Raw genomic sequence first — 20,683 nt, forward strand, 5'->3', positions numbered from 1 at the left:
GGGGTCAGGCGGCGTTCGCCGTGGCTCCAGTAGACGCCGGGGGCGCAGGGGTCGTCGGCGTCGGCGTGCATCTCGCGGACGACGTCGGAGAACACCGGGAGCACCTCGCGGACCGCCGTCGACGTGATCGGGTACAGCAGCAGCGTGCTGTGGCACGGGACGCCGACCAGCGCGCCGTGCTCGTTCGGCCCCGGGAGGAACTGGTCGACCTCGCTGAGCAGCGCCGACACGTAGCGGCTGCCCGGCTTGGTGACGACGCGGACGTTGCGGCCCGGCAGCAGCGGCTGGTCGCGGACGGCGACGTCGGCCAGCTCGCGGTCATGGGTGTTCGTCATCACATAGCCGAGCTTGTGCAGGCCGAGCAGGCCGGCGCGGGCCTTGGTCAGCGGCCCGCCGTAGCGCGGGTGCTCGATCATCACCATCGCGTCGAAGTGGTCGCCGGCGGGGACGACGACGAGGCCCTCGCGGTCGCCCGGCGCGAGCTTCGGCACTATCCGCAGCCGCAGCAGCTCCCGGACGTCGCCGAACAGCTCCATCTCGCCGACCGCGAGGAACGCGCGGTCGCCGACCTCGCGCACCCACTCGTCCACGACGCGTGGCCACGCCGAGCGCGGCTCGCGGGAGCAGCGCTCCAGCACCGTCCAGCTGGAGGCCCGCGCCTCCGACCGGCCCACGGGGAGCACCACCTCGGAGGTGCCGGAGTCGAACCAGGCGCTGGGCGCCAGGGCGGGGAGCACGTCGCGGATGAGCGCGTGCACGTCCGCCGCCGCGTCCAACGGTTCCATAGAGTGCTCATCCCCTTTCACCCATCAGCGGATCACGTCTATCCCACCTTCTCAGAGTTCGGCCCCGTTGTGGGATCCATCGCGATCCCCGGGGGCACTCGCTGATCATGAACGGCTCAAGTACGGTGCTCCCATGGCCGAAATCGTGTACCCGCCGGTGATCAAGACGGCACTCGGGCTGTTCAAGGCCCTCAACGTGAAGTTCCGTCTGGAGGGGACGGAGCACATCCCCAAGACCGGGGGCGCGGTGCTGGTCAGCAACCACGTCAGCTATCTCGACTTCATCTTCGCGGGCCTCGCCGCGCACCCGGCGAAGCGGCTGGTGCGGTTCATGGCGAAGAAGGAGATCTTCGACAACCGGATCGGCGGGCCGCTGATGCGCGGCATGCATCACATTCCGGTGGACCGCAACGCGGGCGCCTCGTCCTACGCGGCGGCGCTGAAGGCGCTGAAGGGCGGGGAGATCGTCGGGGTGTTCGCGGAGGCGACGATCAGCCGCTCGTTCACGGTGAAGGAGATCAAGAGCGGCGCGGTGCGGATGGCGGTGGCGGGCAAGGTCCCGCTGGTGCCGGTGGCGATCTGGGGGCCGCAGCGGCTCTGGACCAAGGGCCGCAAGCGGCGGCTGCTGCAGCGGAACGTGCCGGTGACGATCCTGGTCGGCGAGCCGATGTACCCCAAGCGCGGCGACGACTACGAGCAGGTCACCCGCGACCTGCACGCCCGCATGTCGGAGCTGCTGGAGCGGGCGCAGCGCGAGTACCCCGACGTCCCGCGGCAGGACGAGACGTGGTGGCAGCCCGCCTACCTCGGCGGCACGGCGCCGACGCCGGAGGAGGCCGCGAAGCTCGACCTCGAGGAGGCCGAGGCCCGCAAGGCCGCCCGCGAGGCCCGCGAGGCCCGGGAGTCGCAGAAGGACGCCTGACGCGGCCGGGGCTAATTCGGTGGACGCGATCCGCCGGCGCGCCTGATCATTTGTGGCATGACCATGTCGCAGGAGAGGCCGCAGGAGGTTCTGCATCTCGTCGAACCGCGCAAGAACATCACCGACCCGGGGCCGGAGTCCACGCTGCCCGTGGTCTTCAACCTGAGCGACGGCAACTCGCCGGCCGACGTGATGGACGTGCTGTCGCTGCGCCCCTTCGCGTCCGGTGAGCAGCCCTGGTCGCGCTCGACGCGGCTGGAGCACGTCCGCGCGGACGCGCCGCTCCGCCCGGAGGGCGCCAGGGTCGTGCGGGCCGCGCACGAGAAGGGCAAGGAGTCGGTCCTCTCCGAGGGCGACGGCTGGACGCTGCTGACGAACCGGTGGCGGAACGGCGTCGCCTACGTCGCCGTCTCCGCGGTCACCGAGGAACTGGCCGAGAGCGTCCTCGACGCGTCGGTGCAGGACGCGACCGAGCCGCCGAAGGTGGACGACAGCAGCGTCGAGATGGGCTTCTGGCACATGGGCACGCACGGCCCGATACGCAGCGAGCGCTCGATCACCGCCGACCCGTGGGACGGCATCCGGCGCAACTACACCGCGCCGGTCGCCGAGGCCCTCGACGACGTGATGCGGCTCACCGGCCCGGAGGTCCCGGGACGGCTGCTCCTCCTGCACGGCCCGCCCGGCACCGGCAAGACCACCGCGCTGCGCGCCCTCGCCCGCGCGTGGAACGGCTGGTGCCAGTCCGACTGCGTCCTCGACCCGGAGGCGCTGTTCGGCACGCCCAGCTACCTGATGGAGGTGGCGGTCGGCAACGACGAGGACGAGAACCGCCGCTGGCGGCTGCTCATCCTGGAGGACTGCGACGAGCTGATCCGCGGTGAGGCCAAGCAGTCGACGGGCCAGGGCCTGTCGCGGCTGCTCAACCTCACCGACGGCATGCTCGGGCAGGGCCGGGACGTCCTCGTGGCCATCACCACCAACGAGGACCTCGCGAGGCTGCACCCGGCGGTCGTCCGCCCCGGCCGGTGCCTCGCGCAGATCGACGTGGGGCGGCTCACCCAGGCCGAGGCCGCGGCGTGGCTGGAGGGCACCGACGCCTCCCCGGACGAGATCGGCGCGGAGGGCGCGACGCTCGCCGAGCTCGCGGCGCTCCGCAAGGGCGAGCGCCGTCCGGACACCGAGGAGACCCCGGTGTCCGCGACCGGCTTCTACCTCTAGGCGGCCTTGGCGAGGGCCTGCTCGATGTCGGCCCAGAGGTCGTCGGGGTGCTCCAGGCCGATGGACAGCCGCACGGTTCCCTCGCCGATGCCGGCGGCGGCGAGGGACGCGGCGTCCATCTGCCGGTGGGACGTGCTCGCGGGATGCATGACCAGCGACACGGCCGCGCCGAGCGACGGGCCGAGCCCGATGAGCCGGACGGCCTCGGAGAACGTGCCGCCCGCGTCCCGCCCGCCGGCGAGCTCGAACGCGAGGACGCCGCCCGCGCCGTCCGGCAGCAGCCGGCGCGCCGCCTCGTGCTGCGGGTGGTCGCTCAGCCCCGGGTAGTGGACGCGGGTGACGGACGGGTGCGCGGCGAGGCGTCCGGCGATGTCCAGCGCGGACGCGCTCTGCCGGGCCACGCGCATCGGCAGCGTTGCCAGGCCCCGGATGGTCAGCCACGCGGCGAACGGCGCGGCGGCGGTCCCCAGTTCGAGGGAGTGCTTCCAGACGCGGTGGTGCACAGCCGAGTCGGCGAAGACCGCGATCCCTCCGACGACGTCCCCGTGGCCGCTGAGGTACTTCGTCGTCGAGTGGATGACGACGTCGACCCCATGGTCGATGGGCTTGCAGAGGATCGGGGTGAAGGTGTTGTCCACCACAGTGAGGACGTCCCGTCCGCGGACGGCCTCGGTGAACGCCGGCAGGTCCGTCACGTGGGTGGTGGGGTTGGCGACCGTCTCCAGGTAGAGGACACGGGTGTCGGGGCGCAGCGCGTCCCGCACCTCGGCCGGGTCGTCGCCCGGGATGAAGGTGACCTCGACGCCCCAACGCTCGGCGAGGTCCAGCAGGAGCGCGTGCGTGCCGCCGTAGAGAGCGGACTGCGCGACGACGTGGTCACCGCTCCGCAGCACCGCCAGCAGCACGGCACTGATCGCACCCATGCCGGACGCGGTGGCGAGTGCCCCGGCGCCGCCCTCCAATTCAGTGACGGCGCGTTCGAGGGAGCGGACGGTCGGGTTGCCCATCCGACCGTAGAAGAACGCCTCGTCCGGCCCCTGAAACGCGGCGGCCAGCCCGTCACCGCTGTCGAACGAGAACAGATGTCCCTGGTAGATGGGCACCCCGACGGGTTCGCTGCCCTCCGGGACGATCACTGGCGGATGCACGGCACGGGTCTGCGGATGAAGTCCGGTCATACCTTCACCCTGCGGCGCAGCACCGCCCATGCAAAACGGCCAATCCCGACCAGTGGCCCGCGCGGCGACCGCGAACGACTAAGCGGCCCGTTCACCGGGTCGCCCACCCCGCGAGGGCGAACCGGTGATCGGGCCGTCCGGTCGGTCACGGCCTGTGTCCCGGCCGGCAAGACGAGCATCACCCGGAAGGGCACCGCTCCGCCATCCGGGAGAACACGGCCAAATCATGTGGATAACTCAGGGTCGCGGGCGTACGTACCACTTAGGGGTCGCTCTACTTACGGGTCGCTGCGGGCGGCGCGGGCGAACAGGCGGCGGTACACGCGGCGCAGGCCGTGCAGGTCGCCGACGGGCTCGGCGAACGCCAGCCGCAGGTCGAACGACGTGGTCGCGCCCGGCGGGGCGGAGCAGCGCAGCCACATGCCGTACCGGTCGAGCGCCAGCGGCCGGACGGGCCCGGCCGGGACGGACGCGGGCAGCAGCCCCGTCAGCTCGTCGCGGTGGCGGGAGTCCAGGTGGGTGAGGATGCCGGCCTCGATGGCGACGAACGGGTCGGGCGCGGCGTCGGCGTACTCCTCCCGCTTCAGGGTGGCGCTCCCCCACGCGTCGTCGACCTCGACCTGCGCGACCTCCAGCGTGAGGATCGTCCACTCGTCCTCGCCACTGCGTCCGCGGCGCTCGTCGCCGAGGTCGAGGAGCTCGGGACGGGGGTGGACGCGCGAGAGCCGGAGCGCCGCGGCGCGCAGTTCCTCCGGGGGGACCTCGGTGAGCCATCCGTGCAGCCAGGCCCGGCCGCGGACCCGGTCGGCCAGCGTGACGGGGGCGACGTCGGAGATCCGCAGGGTCGCGGGCAGGTCGGGCTCGGCGGCGAGCGCGGCGGCGGCCGGCGAGGCGGTGCGGACGAGCAGCAGCGGCCTGCCGTCCCGGTCGGTCGAGTACGCCGGGACGGGCGCGTACGGGACGCCCGGCGTGACGAGGACGCCGTCCGCGATGCCGTAGGCGAGGGTCCGCGCCCGCTCCGCCGCGGTCGGCCCCTTCGTGGTCTCCGTGCTCTGCGTGGTCTCCGCTGGCGGCACCGTGGCCCTCCTCGACTCGTAGGTTAGGCTCGCCTAACTTAGGCTTACCTAACCATCCGAGGAGCATGCTGAACAACCCCCGTCCCGAAGTTCGCCTGTCGCGGGCGCTCGGCATCCCGCCGCAACGAGCAGCCGGCGGTCGAGCACTACCCGCGGTGACCCATCATCGACTTGCGGCGTGTCGTTGTTATGGCAAGCCGGATAACAACAACACGCCGCAGGTCAACATGGGCGGGTGGCGGGGTCAGTCGCCGGGCTTTTCGCTGGTCTCCGGGTTCGGGGACTGGGAGGCGCCGGCGGTCGGGGCCGTGGGGAGTTGGCCCTGGGCCTGGCCCTGGTTCTGGTCGTTTCCGCCGGACGCGTACTGCTTGGTGACCTTCCACTCGCCGTCGATCTTGGCGAGGGCGAGGCGGAGCAGGGTGGCGGGGGCCGTGGTCGAGCCGTCCTTCGTCTTGAGGCCGATGTCCACCATGACGACGGCGTTGGCGAACTTGCCGTCGACGCTCCCGACGAACACCTGGTCGGTCTTGGACGACAGGCCCGCCTCGGGGTTCTTCTGGAACGTCTCGCCGAGCTGGGTGAGGGTGTTGGTCTTGTAGCTCTCCAGCAGGTCGCCGCCCATGAGCTTCTGGGCCTTGTCCACCTGCGTCTGGTAGTTCTGCGCGTTGTAGTTGAACGCGACGTCGCCGTACGCGGCGGCGACCTTGCGCACGGCCTCCCGCTCGTCCGCCTCGGACGACAGGCCGCTCGCGCTCCGCCCCTGCCAGATGGCGAGGCTCGCCAGCAGCGCGACGAGGACGACGACCACGACGGCCTGCACCATGGTGAGGCCGAAGATCCCGGGCCGGGGCGATCCCTCGTCGGAGGTGGAGGTCGCGGCGGCGCTCTTGCCGGGCGTCGCCTTCTCGTCCTCCTCGACCTCCTCCTCCGGGGGGTCGATCCGGGTCGGGCGCTTCTTGGCGGCGGGCTTCGCCGAGGCGGCGGAACGGGCCGGGGGCTCGTCCTCCTCCTCGTCCTCGGCGTCGAGGGCCTCCAGGACCTCGTCGAGGTCCTCGTCGTCGATGACCTCGATGACCCGCACCCGGCGCTTGCGCTTGGCGGCGGGGCGCGCCGGGCTCTCCGCGGTGTCGGCCTCCGGGGTCTCCTCGATCTCCGCCTCGGCAGGGACCGCCTCGACCTCGTCGGCCTCGTTCTTGCCGGTCTTGGCTGTCACTTCGGGTACTCCTCGGGGTTGGGTCAGTCCTTGGGCCGGCGGAGCCGGGACAGGCGGGACACCACGGGCACCGAGCCCATCATGACCCTGATCAGCACCAGCAGGGCGATGACCGGGGGAACGTACACTAGCCACATCGGCGGCCCGCCAGAAGAGTCTTCGCGGCCGGCGGCCTTCTGCGCCTCGACATCGCGCTGGTTGAGCGCGGGATTGTGCGTCGGGATCGTGTCGCCCGGGTCCTTCGCCTTGTAGGGCTTCTGGTCGATCGCCGCCGGGGACCTGCCGTCCGGGCAGTTCGGGATCCCGCCCGTCTCGGGCTGCGGCAGCGGGCGGTCGTACTCCAGCGTCGCCGGGGTGTTCAGCGTCAGCTCGAAGTAGATGTTCAGGATGGGGACGCCCTCGTCGGTGCCGACCACGTTGTCCAGGACGACGGTGAGCTCCGGGGCCTTCGCGAGCGTCTCCCGCAGGTCCGCCAGGATCGCGGGGTTGTGGCGCTTGAGCCCCCAGTTGCCGAGCACCTCGACGGTGCACTCGAAGTCGGGGCCGGTCTTGTCGAGCAGGTCGTTGACGGTGGCCAGCAGGCCGGGCCCGTCGTCGCGCAGTTCCGCCAGCTCGCCGCGGACCTGGCTGAGCGCCGAGGTCAGCGCGGCGAGGTTGTCGATGCCCGCGCCGAGCGACCCGCGGTTCTGGTTCAGGACGCGGGTGATCCTCGCGAGGTCGTCGGTCAGCCCGTCGAGCAGCTCGGTGTTCTGCGCGAACGTGGAGGTCAGCTGGTCGCCGCCGTGGATGATCTGCTGCAGCGACTGCTCGCGCCCGGACCAGCCCTCGGCCAGCTCGTGCGTGACGACCCTGGCGTCGTCGGGGTCGATGGCCTCCAGGCTGTCGATGACGGCGCCGAACAGGTCCCCGTACTTGGGCGGGACGCTGGTCTGCGACACCGGGATCAGCGAGCCCGGCTTCATCGGCGGCGCGTCGGTCCTGCCGGGCGCCGGGGTCAGCTCGACCACCGGCTCGCCGACCGCGGACTTGCGGGCCGCGGCGGCGGTGACCCCCTGCGGGATCTTGACGCCCCGCTCGATGTCCAGCTTGACGACGACCTTGTCCTTCACCAGCTCCACCGAGTCGATCTTGCCGATCCGGAGGCCGAGGTAGTCGACCTCGAAGTTCGGGTGGAGGCCCGGTGAGGACTCGAACTCCACGGTGATCTGGTACGGGCGGTCGATGAAGTCGAACCGGATGACGTTGTTGAACGCCCAGACCACCATGATCACGGCGAGCGCGGCGAAGACCGCCAGGTTGATCGTGATTCGCGTGCTCATCGGCGCGGCTCCAGGATGTTCTCGATGCCGGGCAGGGCGCCCTTGAGCTCCTCCGGAACCTTGGTCCTGTTCGCGTTCGCCGTCCCGGTCGGGTAGTCGACGCCGGGGATGACCGGCGACCCGTCGGGCCAGAGGAACCGGAGGATCGGGTAGAGCAGCAGCTGGCCGTCGTAGCTCGCCTGGGGCAGCTTGTCGGTGAAGGTCACCAGCCCGTTCACCAGTTCCGTGAGCCGCTTGCGGTTGCCGCCGAGGGACTGCAGGACGGGGTCCAGGTCCGCCAGGAGCTTCCGGAACCGGCCGATGCGCCGCTCCAGGACCTTGTCGTTCAGCTGGCGGGCCAGGTGGGTGAGCCGGTCCACCGACTGGATGATCTCTTCCTTGTTCTCGTCCAGCAGCCGGGTGGTCTCCTCCAGCCGGCCGGGCGCCTCTTCGAGCGCGTCACTCCCCTTGGCGAGGGAGCGGCCGAGCCGGGCGAACCGGTCGACCGACTCCCCCAGCTCGCGGCGCTGGTCGGCGAACATCTTGAGCAGGCCGCTGGCCTGGGCGATCGTCCTGTTGAGCTTCTGGCCGTTGCCGTCGAGCGCGGTGGCACCGGCGTTGACGACCGTGGCGACGTCGTCGCCCGCCAGCGCCTCGATCAGCGGCCCGGCCTGCCCGACGACCTGCTCGAACGACGGCTGGACGCTGGTGTTGTCGATCGCCGCGCCATCGGCGAGGAACGGCCCGGCGTTCATGCTCTTGCCGGGCGGCATCCGCAGGTCCACGTAGTTCTCACCGAGCAGCGACGTCACCTTGATCTCGGCCAGGGTGCCCTGCGGGATCCGGATGCCGTCCTCGATGGACAGCGTCACCTTGGACTTGTAGCCGACGAGCTCGACCTTGGTGACGGTGCCGACCGTGATGTCGGACATCTTGACGCTGTGGCCGGCGACGAGCTGCTGCACGTCGGTGAACGTGGCCGTCAGCGTGAGGTCGCCCTTCGGGGCGCCGGCCGTCTGGTAGGAGCAGCCCGTGAGCGCCACGGCCATGGCGACGACGAGCACGAGTACGGTCCGGCCCATCAGTTGCCTCCGTTGTCCCAGGGACAGTTCGAGTTGGGCGGGGGCAGCGGGCAGCCGACGTCGTCGGTGTTCAGCAGGCTCTTCAGCCACGTCCGCAGGAAGGCGTCGGTGGCGAACCTGATGTGCAGCGACTTGGTGTCGTGGTGGTAGCCGCCGATGAGCGCGTCGCCGACGTCGGGCAGCGCCTCCACCAGCTGGGCGATCTGCTTGGTGTTGCCCTTGAGCATCAGCGCGGTCCTGGTGAGGACGGCCAGGTCGTACGGCAGCTGCCCCTTGTACTTCTGGAGCAGCCGGTCGCCGTTCTGGGCCAGGTCCAGGATGGCCCGGATGAGCTGCTGCAGCTCGCCCCGCTCGGCGCTGAGCACGCGGGACGCCTCACCGAAGTCCCGGATGAGGCTGCCGAGGATCTCCTCGCGTCCCCGCACGACCCCGGCGAGCCGGTCGAGGTTCTGCGCGACCTCGATCAGCTCCTTGTCCTGCCCGGCGATGTTCTCGACGAGGCGGGCGCTCTGCTCCAGGGTGGCGTTGAACTGCCGGCCGTTGCCGCCGAGGGTCTCGGCGGCGGTGCCGAGCGCGGACTGCATCTTGGTCGGGTCGAGCGCGTTGGCGAGGTTGGTGAAGGAGCTGAGCGCGTCGTCCACCTCGACCGGCACGTGCGTCCGCTCCATCGGGATGACGTCCGCGGTCTCCTTCGGCTGGCCGGGCTGCCACGCCGGGTGCAGGACGAGGTTCCGCTCACCGATGAGGTTCAGCGGGACGATCGACGCGTGCACCCCCTTGGGCAGCGGGACGTCCCGGCGCAGGTGGAACGTCACCTTGACCTTGTCGCCCTGGTTCTCGACCTTGTCGACCAGGCCGACGTCGGCCCCCATCACCTTGACCTTGGACTCCTCGTAGAAGGAGCGGGCCTTCGGGACGTAGACGACCATGGTCCGGTCGCCGCCCGCGGCCGGGACGACGGAGCACCCGCCGAGGGAGGCGGTCAGCGCGAGGCCGAGTGCGACGGCGACGGTGCGCGCCCTCATCAGTTGCCTCCCGAGGGGTTGCGCGGCGTGGAGTGCGGGCCGACCGGCTGCAGCGGCCCGAGCCCGGTGATCAGGCCCTCGACCCAGCGGCCGTTCCCCCGCACCTTGGCGACCTGCGCGAACGTCGGTCCCAGCAGCGAGAAGTTGGTGTTCAGCGCGTCCATGTTCGGCGCGAGCCGGGTGGTGAGCAGGTGCAGGTTGTCCAGCAGCCTGTCCAGCTTCTTCTGGTTCTGGGAGATCACGTTGGAGAGCGTCTGCACCGTCCGGCTGCCCTGCCCGATCGTGGCGGCCAGCTCGTTCCGGCGGCGCACCAGCGTGTCCAGCAGCGTCTGGCTGGCGCTGATGATCTCGTGGAGCTGCTGGTCCTTGGCCGCCAGCGTGCCGGTGATGGTCTTGCTGCTCTCGATCAGCCGCTCGATCTCCGGGTAGGAGTCGTTCAGCATCTGCGACAGCTCCTGGACGTTGGTCAGGATCCGGTGCAGCTTCTTCGCTCCCGGCGACTCGATCTCGTTGATCTGGGTGAGCAGCTTGTCGACGCTCTTCTGGTCGAGCTTGCCGACGATGTTCTGCGCGCCCTCCAGCGCCTCGGGGATGGTGAACGGGACGCTGGTGCGCGACACCGGGATCCGGCGCTTGGACTCCGGCACGTCCGCCATGTAGGGCTTGGCGACCGGGCCGGTCAGCCGCAGGTACCGGCCGCCGAGCAGCGTCGTCGTCTGGATCTCGGCCCGGGTCTGCGGCCCGAGGTCCATGCCGGCGTCCATGTGCCAGGTGATGAGGACCTTGCCGCGCGCGAAGTCGGGCTCGACGCCGGTGATCCGGCCGGCCTTCACGCCGGCGATCCGCACGTCCTGGCCCTTCTTCAGGCCGGCGACGTCGGTGAACTCGCCGCTCATCGTGTAGCCGCGGTCGAACAGGTGCAGCTGGCCGACGGCGAAGGCGAACACGCAGGCGGCGCCGAGCGCGGTCAGCGTGACGATCGCGACGATCTTGTGGTTGACGTCGCGCAGGGATTTGAGCGCCATCAGCCACCCCCTTGCAGCATCTTGCGCAGCTGGTCGAGTTCGTTCTTGGTGGGCGCGTCGGTCCCGGGGGCCTGCGGCAGACTCATCTCGAAGGGGCAGGGCCCCTGCTCGATGTTCAGGCAGAGCGCGTTCGAGCGCAGGAAGTGGCCGCCGTTCGTCGCGGCGAACAGCTGCCGCAGCGTCAGCGGGAGCTGCTGGACCATCGTCTCCAGCTGCTTCACGTTGAGCCGGAACGTCTCGGCGAACAGGCCGAGGTTGTCGATGATGCGGGCCAGCTGGGCGTCCTGCCCGCCGAGCACGGCGTTGAGGTTGGTGGTGACCCCGCCGATCTCCACGATGGCGTCCTCGAGGATCTTGCGGTTGTTCGCGAACACCTTCGTCAGCGACTCGAGGTTGTCGACGCTCGCCGCGATCTGCTGGTCCCGCTTGGCGACCGCCCGGCTCACCGTCTCGTAGTTGTCGATCATCCCCTCGATGGTCTTCTTGCGCAGCGCGAACGTCTGCAGCAGCGCGTCCAGGTTGTGGTTCAGCAGCGAGATGTTCTGCTCGTTGCCCTCCAGCGCCTGGGAGAAGGAGAAGAGGATCTTGTTGAGCTGGTTCGGGTCCAGGTTGCGGGTCAGCGGGCCGAGCGCGTTGACGATCGCGCCGAGGTCCACCACCGACTTGGTGTGCGGGACGCGGTCGCCGTCGCCGAGCCTGGCCTGCTCCTTGCCGGGCTCCAGGTAGATGACGCGCTGGCCCATCACGTTGCGCCAGCGGATCGCGGCGGTGGAGTCGGTCGGGACCCGCACCTCCCGGTCGATCCGCATCCCGACCACGGCCTTGCCGCGGACGACCTCGATGGACTCGACCCGCCCGACGGGCGTGCCCGCGACCTTCACGTCGTCGCCTTCCAGCAGGCCGGTGACGTCGTCGAAGGTGGCGGTCAGGTCGTAGCGGTCGCGGAAGCTCGTGCCGAGGATCATCTGGCCGATGTAGAAGGTCAGCAGGCCGGTCACCGCCACGAACGCCAGGAACTTCAGCATCGTGGCCTGCTCGGGCCCGCGCGCGGTTCTGCCGCGCCGCAGCGGGCTCATGGCCGCCCCCCGTTGCCGCCCCGGGGCGTGCAGGCGTCAATGAAGATCTTGCACATGTCGAGCGGCAGCGTGGCCCGCGCCTGGGCGATCGTCCTGCCCTCCGGGCCGGGGACGCGGATGATCCGCGACAGCAGGCCGAAGAAGCCGATCAGGCCGTCCATCAGGACCGGCAGGTTGCGGCGCTGGTCGTTGACCACGTCGGCGACGTCACCGCCGTTGTCGATGATCGAGCCGAGGTCGGTACCGCGCGCCTGGAGGGTGTTGCCGACCTTGTCCCCGAGCTCGCCGGTCTCGCCGAGCAGCTGCTCGATCTTGTCCGGCCGCTCGGTGACGACCTGCGAGATCCGGTTGAGGTCGGCGGTGATGCCGGTGATGTTGTCGCCGCGGGACGCCAGCGTGTCCGACAGCCCGTTGACGTTGCGCATCAGCGCGTTGATCGCGGCCCGGTCCCGGTAGGTCGCGTCGACGACCTCGGAGCCGTTGTCGATCGTGCGGCGCAGGGCGGGGCCCTCTCCGGAGAGCCCGGCACCGAACGTGTGCAGGATCGTGGCCACCTCGTCCGGGTTGATGGCCTTGGTCAGCTCGTAGGCCGGCCACGCGGTGTCGGACAGCTCCTCCGGGTCCACGGTCTTGGCGACCGTCCCGCCGTCCTTCAGGTACGGGCCGCGCAGCTCGTTCGCGCCGAGGTCGAGGACGAGGTCCTTCGGCCCGAACACCGAGACGGGCTCGATGGCCGCGATCGTCGTGTCGGCGACCCTGATGCCCTCGTCGACCCGGAACCGGACCTTGACGCGGCCGCTGTCCTCGAGCGTCAGCTCGTCGACGGTCCCGACCGCGATGCCGCGGACCTTCACGTCCGACTTGCCGGGGTCCAGGCCCTGGCCCGCCCGGTCGAAGGTCGCGGTGTAGTAGGTGGAGCCCGAGTGCGACGGGGTCGTCCCCACCGCCACGAGCACCGCGCCCGCCGCGATGACGCCCGCGCCGACCAGCCCGTAGATCGTCCGGGAGCGGGCGGACAGTGTCTCCTCGCTCATCCGGTCAACCTCACCGTGCTGCCGTGGCCCCAGAAGATGTAGGACAGGACCAGGTTCATCAGGATCATCAGGATGGTCGACTCCCGGATCGCGCGGCCCGCGGCGACGCCGACGCCTACCGGCCCGCCCGCCGCGTAGTAGCCGCGGTAGCAGTGGATGAACATGATGATGAACGCGAACACCGCCACCTTGATGACGCTGTAGAACACGTCGATCGGCGGCAGGTAGAGGTGAAAGTAGTAGTCGTAGATACCGGGCGAAAGACCGAAGTACTGGATCGTGATGAACCTGGTGGCGAAGAACGCCATGAACAGCGAGACCAGGTACAGCGGCACGAGCGCGATGACGCCGGCGGCGACCCGGGTGCACACCAGGTAGGCCAGGGAGTTGATGCCCATGACCTCCAGCGCGTCGATCTCCTCGGAGATCCGCATCGCGCCGATCTCGGCGGTGAAGCCGGTGCCGACCTGGGCGACGAGCGCGACGCCCGCGATGATCGGGGTCACCTCGCGGACGTTGGAGTAGCTGGCGACGAGCCCGGTGAACGCCTCCGCGCCGATGCGCTCCAGCCCGGGGTAGCCCTGCAGGCCGACCATCGCGCCGGTGGCCAGCGACATCGTCGCGATGACGAAGATCATGCCGCCGCCGATGACCAGCGCTCCGACGCCGACGGTGATGTCGCTGACCTGCTTGGCCAGCGTCTTGCCGTACTTGCGGCGGATGATGATGTCGACGAACAGGTGGTAGAGGACCCGGCCGAGGAAGACCGGCAGGTTCGCCGAGCCGGCGAGACCCGCGGTCCGGACCCTGACGGCACGGCCCAGCTTGCGTACGGGGGATATGGCGACCATCAGAACCTCGGGGGGAACAGGACCTGGTAGATCATGGTGAGGATGTAGTTCGTCGCGAACACCACGATCGAGGTGACGACGACCGCCCGGTTGACCGCGCGGCCCACACCGACGGGGCCGTAGTCGCAGTTCATCCCCATGTAGCAGGCGACGGCGGCGGCGATGAAACCGAACACCCACGCCTTGAACAGGGTGATCATCAGGTCCGAGAACTGGAGCAGGGTGGTGGCGCCGTCGAAGAACGCGCCGGGGCTGACGCCCTGCTGGATGACGTTGAAGTAGTAGCCGCCCAGGACGCCGGCCAGAATCACCACCGAGCAGAGCAGCCCGGACACCATGCTCGCCGCCCACAGCCTGGGGGTGACGAGGCGGTGGATCGGGTTGATGCCCATGACCTCCATGGCCGAGAGCTCGTCGCGGATGTTGCGGGCGCCCATGTCGGAGGTGATCGCCGAGCCGCCGACGCCGGAGACCAGCAGCGCGGCGGCCAGCGGGGCCACCTGCTGGATCATCGCGGCGGTCAGCAGCGCGCCGGTCCCCGACTGCGCGCCGAGCTGGCGGGCGATGTCGCCGACCTGCAGCGAGATGGTGGCGCCGAGCGGCACCGCGATCAGCATGACCGGGACGGCCGTCACGCGGGCGAGGAACCAGCACTGCTCGATGAACTCGCCCCACCACTGGCGGACGTCCCAGGTGCGGCGCAGCCCCTCCAGGAGGGTCACGCACAGCAGCCCGGTCTCGTCGAGCGCTCGCCCGACGCGTCTGCGCGCCAGATCGGGGGCCTTCGTCAGGCTCACGGCCATCAGCCGATGACCTCCCGCGGCGGGGTGTGCACCCCGGACCCGGGTGGACCGTTCCGCGGGGACGAGCCCCGCCTCGCGGGTTCGCGAAGGGCCATACAGCCTCCCTCGATCTCGGACGTCGGCGCCCATCCGATGCACGGCATCCGCCGGGCCATAGGCGACGCCGTCGTACCTGCTCTGATTCGCGCCGCCTTGGTCTCGGCAGAGACCGGGATCACGGCGGTCCCGCGCGCCCTAGCAAGCACTTGGGTACCGCGTGTGATCTGAGGCACTCTATTGGAAGAAGGTCTAAGAAGCGAGTACTTACATGTTGATTTGTCCGAAGCTACGATCGGCCGGTGCGAACCGAGGCGCGACGCGACATCGCTGACGAGGCAGAAGACGAGATGAGCGACGGTATCGACCCTCTGGTCATGGGCGTCAGGGACCGCTGGGAGGGGCAGGGGCTCCGCGGCGGGCCGTGGCCGTTCATGTCCATCTGCGCCGTCGGACGCCTCAACCAGCTGCTGACGAAGGCGCTGGAGGTGGAGCTGAAGCGCCTCGGCCTCACCCGGACCGGGTACTTCCTGCTGACGACCCTCGCCCTGTCCCGGCGCGGCCGGTCCCGGCTGAGCACGCTCGGCCGGATCCTGATGATGCATCCGACGACCGTGAAGCTCACCGCCGACCAGCTGGAGACCGCGGGCCTGGTCACCCGCGCCCCGCACCCCCGCGACCGGCGCGCGACGCTCGTCGAGATCACCGCGGCGGGCCGCGACCGGGTGAACGAGGTGAGCCTGGCGCTGGAGGCGCCCGACGGGGAGCTCGCGGTGTTCGGCGGGATGCACCGCCACATCTTCGAATCCCTGCAACCCGCGCGACTGGCGGCGGGCGACGTGGAACTGTTGAACCCGGGCGCCGGACGGGACCGGGGGGACCCCGGCGGGTGAGCCGGGAGGGTGAACCATGTGTCACCCTGTCGGCGTACCTCCTCCAGGACGACACGATTCCCGGGCGATAAGGCAGGCTTCACCTATGCCAAAGAGTCGCGGCACGCGCGGTAGTCACAGCGCCGGCAGGCGGCGCGCGAGTGTCCCCCCGCCCCGGGAGCCCGCCGAGTCCCACCACCTCGACCCGTACGGGCCGCCCGGGTTCCGCCCCGAGAAGAAGCGGCGGCTGCGGCGGGCGCTCACCAGCAACGTCACCATCACCGCCGTCGCCATCGGCGCGGTCGGCGCCGCCGTCGTCCTGGTGGACATCGACCGGTTCGTCGAGGACGACTCCAAGCCCCCGAAGATGGCCGCCGCCGACCTGTCGACCAACGACATGCTCGCCAAGCTGACGTCCGCGTCCGACATGGACCCGGTCGCCGCCGACGCGGTCGCCGCCGCCAAGAAGCGCGCCTACGAGGAGCACAAGCGCGAGCTGGCGAGGCTCAAGAAGAAGGCCGAGCGCGAGGCGAAGGCGCGGGCGGAGCTTAAGGCCCGGCAGGAGCGCGAGCGGCTCGCCAAGTCCAACCCGAGCTCGGCGCAGAACAAGGCGTACGGCAAGAAGATGAACGCCCTCAAGGGGTGGAGCCGCTGCTGGCCGTCGCTGCTCACGCTCTGGGAGCACGAGAGCAACTGGAACGAGCGGGCCGAGAACCCGTCCAGCGGCGCCTACGGCATCCCGCAGTCGCTGCCCGGCAGCAAGATGGCCAGCGCCGGGGGCGACTGGCGCACCAGCTCCCCCACCCAGATCGCGTGGGGGCTCGGCTACATCAAGGCCCGCTACGACGACCCGTGCGGCGCGTGGGCCTTCTGGCAGCGCAACAACTGGTACTGAGTCCCCGCTCCCTGGCGTGATGGACCGTGCCGGAATCCCGCGGCCTGGCACCATGGTGGGATGCGGACGAGCAGGGCGCGGCGGGCCGGCGGCGCGGACGAGACCGAGAACGGCGCGGCGGGCGGCACGGTGACCGGCGGGCGGCAGTGGGCGCGGGCCGACGCGACGCGGCAGGCGCTGCTGAGCGCGGCGCTGGAGGTGTTCGCCGACCGCGGCTACGCCGACGCGGGCATCGCCGAGATCGTCGAGCGGTCCGGGATCAGCGTCGGCAGCCTCTACCACCACTACGGCGGCAAGGCCGGGCTGTACGTGGCGCTGTGGGAGGACCTGAGCGCCGAGCAGGAGGCGAGCGCCGCGCAGGCCGTGTCCGCCGCGCGCAAGGACGGCGAGACCGACCCGATCACGCTGTTCATCGCCGGCGCCCGCGCGTACCTGCGGGTGTGCTGGGAGCGCCGGGACGCGGCCCGGCTGTTCCTCGGCGGCGAGGGCCCGTCCGGGTCGTCGCTGATGCGCCGCAGCCGCGCGCAGCACTGGATCGCGCAGAACACCAAGCTGCTGCGCGGCGCCGGCGAGCCCGCGGGCCGGGCCGAGCAGGTGCTGAGCCTGGTGCTCACCACGGTCATCGGCGAGGCCGGTCGGGAGATCGCCACGGCCGAGAGCGAGGCCGAGGCCACCGAGATCATCGAAGAGGTCTGCCGCATCCTCATCCGGCTGGCCCGCTGAATCCCCGGCCCGCCGTGCCCGCCCGGCCCGGGTGGGCGCCGGTGATGTTTCGGGTCACACGGGACGGCACGGACCGTTATCCTGACCGTCGGGTTACCGGTTCCTGACGGAAGTCGAAGGGTCCATGCCAACGTCCACCTGGTTCCGCCTCAACGTCGCCAAGCGCGAGCGGGTGCTCGAGGTGGCGATGCGCGAGTTCGGGGAGAACGGGTACTCGACGGGCAGCCTGAACACCATCGCGCGCGAGGCCGGCATCGCCAAGGGGTCCCTGTTCCAGTACTTCAGCGACAAGCTGGAGTTCTTCGCGTTCGTCTGCGACGAGACGTCGCGGCGGATCCGGGAGGAGATGGAGCGCCGGATCGAGCGGATCGACTTCGACCAGTCGTTCGACGAGTGGCTCTTCGACGTCCTGTGCGACTGGACCGAGTACATGGCCGACCACCCGCTGGAGCGCGGCGTCACCGCGGCGACCAACTTCGAGCTCGACAACAGCGTCCGGTCCGTGGTCCGCGACACCGCCAACCAGCACTACCTCCAGGTCATCCACCCGACGCTGCAGCTCTGGCGGGGCGCGGGCGCGATCCGGGAGGACGCCGACCTCGACGTCCTCGCGACGCTGATCCTGACGATCCTGCCGTTCCTGGCGCTCGCGCCGTACTACGACGGCCTCGACCCCGTCCACGACCTGCGCGGCCGCACCCCCGCCGAGCAGCGCCCGGTCATCCGGCAGCTCGTCGCGGGCTTCCGCCCCATGTTCGCCCCCGAGAAGTGACCGCCGGCAGGTGACCGTGTCCGGCGGTGCGCTCAGAGGCGCGCCACGCGGGCCGGCCTGACCGGCAGCCAGACGATCCGGACGGGGCTGCGCGCGGGCAGCGGCGGCAGTGCCCGCACCCGGGCCTCGGTGAGCCGCTTGCCGGCGAGCCGCCTGCGCTGCGCCCGCGGCAGCGGGATGCGCACCGCGGGCACGCGGCGGGACAGCCGCACCCGGAGCAGCAGCAGCGCCACCGACACCGCCATCGCGGCGAGGAAGCCCGCCTGCAGCGACGAGAGCCGCTGCACGGTGAGCGTCTCGTCCTCGATCGTGCGCAGGCCGGCGACGGGGACGATGGGCGCCGGGCTCGTCGCGATCTGCGGTGACGAGATCGGGGGCAGCGCGACCTGCGGGCCCTTCATCCCGGCGAGCGGGTTGAAGGTCGACGGGGTCAGCGGCGGGACGCCGGGCGGCAGGTTCGCCAGGCTCACCCCGGGCGGCGGGGCGCCGGAGGCGTCGGTGATGATCAGCTTGTAGCTGCGGGACACGCTGCTCGCCTTGGACGCCGAGGCGGTCGCCCGCACCGTGATCAGCCCGGGTTTCGCGCCGGACGGCGCGCGGACGGTCGCGATCGCCGCGGCCCCGCCGGAGCCGACCGCGCCGATGCCCTGCGTCCCCGGGCTCACCGAGGCGCCGGACGCCGAGATCCGCACGACGGCGTTCTGCGCGGTCGCGTTCGCGGACGCCACCCGGACCGTCGCGGTGACCGATCCGCCGGGCTTCATCGTCGCCGACGACACCGACAGCGCGAGGGACAGCACGGGCGTCTTGGGCTTCCCGGGGGTGCCCGGCGTGCCCGGCGGGTCGTTCGGGGTCGGGCTCGGGGTCGGTGACCCGGTGGGGTCCTCCGTGGGCGTTTCGGTGGGGGTCTCCGTCGGTGTCTCAGTCGGAGTCTCGGTGGGTGTTTCGGTGGGCGTCTCCGTGGGCGTCTCGGTGGGGGTCTCCGTCGGTGTCTCAGTGGGAGTCTCGGTCGGTGTCTCGGTGTGTCCGTCGGTGTCTCAGTCGGAGCGTCCGTAGCGCTCAAGGTGGGGGTGGGGCTGCTCGTCTCGTCGGCGCTCACCGGGTGCGCCCCCGTCAGTCCCACGAGCGCTGCCACGCCCAGGACCGCCACGACCGAACGTGCCGAACGTGAGCGCACCCTGCACGCACCTCCACCCCGTGGCGACCATCCCGATAATGTCTCAGAATTGGATGGAAGCACGCACATGAATGGGCAATCAACCCCGTCCGCCAATGTCATTGCCGCGTGCTTACGGACGGACGGGGCGACATTCTCCGATTGTCAGCGAGTGAGCCTTTTCCGCGTGTCGCCGGCGTCCTCCGCGGACTGTTGCCGCAGCGAGGTCGCGCGCAGCACCACCTCGATCGCGAAACGCGCTTCGGGATCGTTCAGCCGGTCGCCGAGAACGGCTTCGAGCTGCCGCATCCGGTACCGGACGGTCTGCGGGTGGATGTTCAGCTCCTCGGCTATCTCGGCGGCGGTGCCGCGGCTCACCAGCCAGGCGCGCAGCGTGTCCATGAGCCGGCCGCGCTGCCGGCTCGGGAACTCCGACAGCTCGCTGAGATGCCGGTGCGCGAGCCGGTCGACGAGGGCCTGGTCCGACAGCAGCAGCAGGGTGATGAGGTGCTCGTCGCAGTCGGTCACCGGGGCGCCCGGGAGGATGCCCGTCTCCACCAGCCGCAGCGCGTGCCGCGCCCAGCGCAGCGAGTCGGCCAGTCCCGCGGCGGCCGCGCGGGGGCCCGCGACGAGCTGCCCCTCGGGCAGCACCCGCAGCAGGGTCCGGCGCCGCTCGGGCGTCAGCCTGCCCGGCACCACCAGGAACGGCTCGGGCGCGTTGAGGTCGGCGAGCACGTCGTCCTCCAGCACCCCCCGCACGTACGGGGAGCCGGGCGGGGCGGCGACCACGGTCATCTCATCCGGGATCGGCCATCTCGCCCGCGCCGCGACCTCGTCCAGGACGCTGCGAGGCCCGCGCGGGCGCAGCAGCAGTTCCAGCAGCCGCCTGCGGTGGCCCTTGATCTCGCCGTCCGGCCGTTCCTCCAGGTAGCCCTGGAGCGCCAGCGCGGCGAGCTCGTCGATATAGGTGAACAGCGCGTCGGCGAGCTGCGCCATGACGTCGCTGGACAGGTGCCGGCGGGGGCCGACCTTCATGATGCGGCGCCAGGCGACCTGCGCGCCGATGCGGAACGCGGCCTGGAGGGTGTCGAGCGTCCGGCCCTCCTGCGCCTCGAACCGGCCGAGCCTGCGGTACGTCTCGCGGTAGCGCTCCCGCGGCGCGCGGGGGTTCGCGACCTGCTCGACGAAGTCGGTCAGCGCCCTTTCTACGCCGATCCGGAGCGTCTCCACGTACGGCCCCTCCATGGGCCGTCCGTACTCGGGAATCGACCTGCGTACCTCCTGGATGATCTCCCTGGACAGACTCGGGAGCTCCGGGCGCATCATCGCTGCCAGCCGCCGCGGCAGCTTGAGCTGCGGCCGCACGGCCTCCTGCGTGAGCGTCCGCGTCATCGAGACACCTCCGAGAACGCCGCCGTCACGGGTCGTGGCGTGGTTCCGGGCAGGGGGCACCCGGCGTCCCGGACGGTCGGCTTTCGCTACGGACATGACAAGGACGCACCGAGCGGGGGACCCCTGTGCGCCCCCGACAGGCTGTGGACTGAGACACGCCGACGGTAGGTCCAAGTCGCCGTGGCCCAAGGTAAAGAGAACATAAAATGACTCTGTGCCGTCCGCGCGGACACGCACGGTACGGCCAA

Annotated in this window: 20 protein-coding genes; 6 read left to right on the forward strand and 14 right to left on the reverse strand. The window is 70.9% G+C overall.

All coding sequences use genetic code 11. From position 1 onward, the window contains the following. On the reverse strand, positions 1–785 hold a 785-nt coding region (locus tag E1266_RS11015), incomplete at its 3' end, for a hypothetical protein (protein ID WP_132046225.1). A gap of 133 nt (positions 786–918) precedes the next feature. Here E1266_RS11015 and E1266_RS11020 point away from each other — a divergent pair. Both E1266_RS11020 and E1266_RS11025 read left to right on the forward strand, forming a co-directional pair. Next, on the forward strand, positions 919–1,707 hold the full coding sequence (locus E1266_RS11020; RefSeq protein WP_132046226.1) for a lysophospholipid acyltransferase family protein: 789 nt from the start codon (positions 919–921) through the stop codon (positions 1,705–1,707). A gap of 57 nt (positions 1,708–1,764) precedes the next feature. Then, positions 1,765–2,928 (forward strand): DUF5925 domain-containing protein, encoded by a 1,164-nt coding sequence (locus E1266_RS11025; protein ID WP_243718361.1) that lies wholly within the window; start codon positions 1,765–1,767, stop codon positions 2,926–2,928. Here the strand turns inward: E1266_RS11025 and E1266_RS11030 are convergent. The 11 genes from E1266_RS11030 to E1266_RS11080 all read right to left on the reverse strand — a co-directional run bounded on the left by E1266_RS11030 (position 2,925) and on the right by E1266_RS11080 (position 14,589). Continuing rightward, positions 2,925–4,106 carry an aminotransferase class I/II-fold pyridoxal phosphate-dependent enzyme gene (locus E1266_RS11030; protein ID WP_132046227.1) on the reverse strand — a complete coding sequence of 394 codons (1,182 nt, stop codon included), beginning with the start codon at positions 4,104–4,106 and terminating at the stop codon, positions 2,925–2,927. The two genes, E1266_RS11025 and E1266_RS11030, sit on opposite strands and share 4 nt — an antisense overlap. Positions 4,107–4,384: 278 nt before the next feature. Then, positions 4,385–5,182 (reverse strand): DUF2470 domain-containing protein, encoded by a 798-nt coding sequence (locus E1266_RS11035; protein ID WP_132046228.1) that lies wholly within the window; start codon positions 5,180–5,182, stop codon positions 4,385–4,387. A gap of 244 nt (positions 5,183–5,426) precedes the next feature. After that, the gene (locus E1266_RS11040) at positions 5,427–6,395 is read right to left on the reverse strand and encodes a hypothetical protein (RefSeq protein WP_132046229.1); all 969 of its coding nucleotides are present in this window, start codon (positions 6,393–6,395) and stop codon (positions 5,427–5,429) included. Positions 6,396–6,418: 23 nt separating this feature from the next. Beyond that, positions 6,419–7,714, reverse strand: coding sequence for an MCE family protein (locus E1266_RS11045; protein ID WP_132046230.1), 1,296 nt, complete (start codon positions 7,712–7,714; stop codon positions 6,419–6,421). Beyond that, positions 7,711–8,775: an MCE family protein gene (locus E1266_RS11050; RefSeq protein ID WP_132046231.1), complete on the reverse strand. Its 1,065-nt coding sequence runs from the start codon at positions 8,773–8,775 to the stop codon at positions 7,711–7,713. The genes E1266_RS11045 and E1266_RS11050 overlap by 4 nt, the downstream gene beginning before the upstream one ends. Further along, entirely contained in the window at positions 8,775–9,800 is a 1,026-nt protein-coding gene (locus tag E1266_RS11055) for an MCE family protein (RefSeq protein ID WP_132046232.1), read from the reverse strand. The genes E1266_RS11050 and E1266_RS11055 overlap by 1 nt, the downstream gene beginning before the upstream one ends. Continuing rightward, the gene (locus E1266_RS11060) at positions 9,800–10,825 is read right to left on the reverse strand and encodes an MlaD family protein (protein ID WP_132046233.1); all 1,026 of its coding nucleotides are present in this window, start codon (positions 10,823–10,825) and stop codon (positions 9,800–9,802) included. The genes E1266_RS11055 and E1266_RS11060 overlap by 1 nt, the downstream gene beginning before the upstream one ends. Then, entirely contained in the window at positions 10,825–11,901 is a 1,077-nt protein-coding gene (locus E1266_RS11065; protein ID WP_243718362.1) for an MlaD family protein, read from the reverse strand. Before E1266_RS11065 ends, E1266_RS11060 begins: the two co-directional genes overlap by 1 nt. Beyond that, a complete protein-coding gene (locus tag E1266_RS11070) occupies positions 11,898–12,935 on the reverse strand; it encodes an MlaD family protein (protein WP_132046234.1) in 1,038 nt (345 codons plus the stop codon). Before E1266_RS11070 ends, E1266_RS11065 begins: the two co-directional genes overlap by 4 nt. Then, a complete protein-coding gene (locus E1266_RS11075) occupies positions 12,932–13,786 on the reverse strand; it encodes an ABC transporter permease (protein ID WP_132046235.1) in 855 nt (284 codons plus the stop codon). The genes E1266_RS11070 and E1266_RS11075 overlap by 4 nt, the downstream gene beginning before the upstream one ends. Next, positions 13,786–14,589: an ABC transporter permease gene (locus E1266_RS11080; protein WP_132046236.1), complete on the reverse strand. Its 804-nt coding sequence runs from the start codon at positions 14,587–14,589 to the stop codon at positions 13,786–13,788. The genes E1266_RS11075 and E1266_RS11080 overlap by 1 nt, the downstream gene beginning before the upstream one ends. 386 nt (positions 14,590–14,975) lie before the next feature. Here E1266_RS11080 and E1266_RS11085 point away from each other — a divergent pair, with 386 nt between their 5' ends. The 4 genes from E1266_RS11085 (at position 14,976) to E1266_RS11100 (ending at position 17,887) form a co-directional block, all read left to right on the forward strand. Continuing rightward, entirely contained in the window at positions 14,976–15,518 is a 543-nt protein-coding gene (locus E1266_RS11085) for a MarR family transcriptional regulator (protein ID WP_132046237.1), read from the forward strand. An 85-nt stretch (positions 15,519–15,603) separates the two neighbouring features. Then, positions 15,604–16,392 (forward strand): lytic transglycosylase domain-containing protein, encoded by a 789-nt coding sequence (locus E1266_RS39355; protein ID WP_132046238.1) that lies wholly within the window; start codon positions 15,604–15,606, stop codon positions 16,390–16,392. A 60-nt stretch (positions 16,393–16,452) separates the two neighbouring features. Further along, the gene (locus E1266_RS11095; RefSeq protein ID WP_132046239.1) at positions 16,453–17,115 is read left to right on the forward strand and encodes a TetR/AcrR family transcriptional regulator; all 663 of its coding nucleotides are present in this window, start codon (positions 16,453–16,455) and stop codon (positions 17,113–17,115) included. A 124-nt stretch (positions 17,116–17,239) separates the two neighbouring features. After that, on the forward strand, positions 17,240–17,887 hold the full coding sequence (locus tag E1266_RS11100; RefSeq protein WP_132046240.1) for a TetR/AcrR family transcriptional regulator: 648 nt from the start codon (positions 17,240–17,242) through the stop codon (positions 17,885–17,887). 32 nt (positions 17,888–17,919) lie between these two features. Here E1266_RS11100 and E1266_RS37880 read toward each other — a convergent pair whose 3' ends face one another. Both E1266_RS37880 and E1266_RS11115 read right to left on the reverse strand, forming a co-directional pair. Next, entirely contained in the window at positions 17,920–18,687 is a 768-nt protein-coding gene (locus E1266_RS37880; RefSeq protein ID WP_165966026.1) for a hypothetical protein, read from the reverse strand. A 521-nt stretch (positions 18,688–19,208) separates the two neighbouring features. Then, a complete protein-coding gene (locus tag E1266_RS11115; protein ID WP_132046241.1) occupies positions 19,209–20,435 on the reverse strand; it encodes a helix-turn-helix domain-containing protein in 1,227 nt (408 codons plus the stop codon). Positions 20,436–20,683 lie beyond the last annotated feature (248 nt).

The sequence above is a fragment of the Actinomadura sp. 7K534 genome, from assembly GCF_004348575.1.
Taxonomy (GTDB): Bacteria; Actinomycetota; Actinomycetes; order Streptosporangiales; family Streptosporangiaceae; genus Spirillospora; species Spirillospora livida.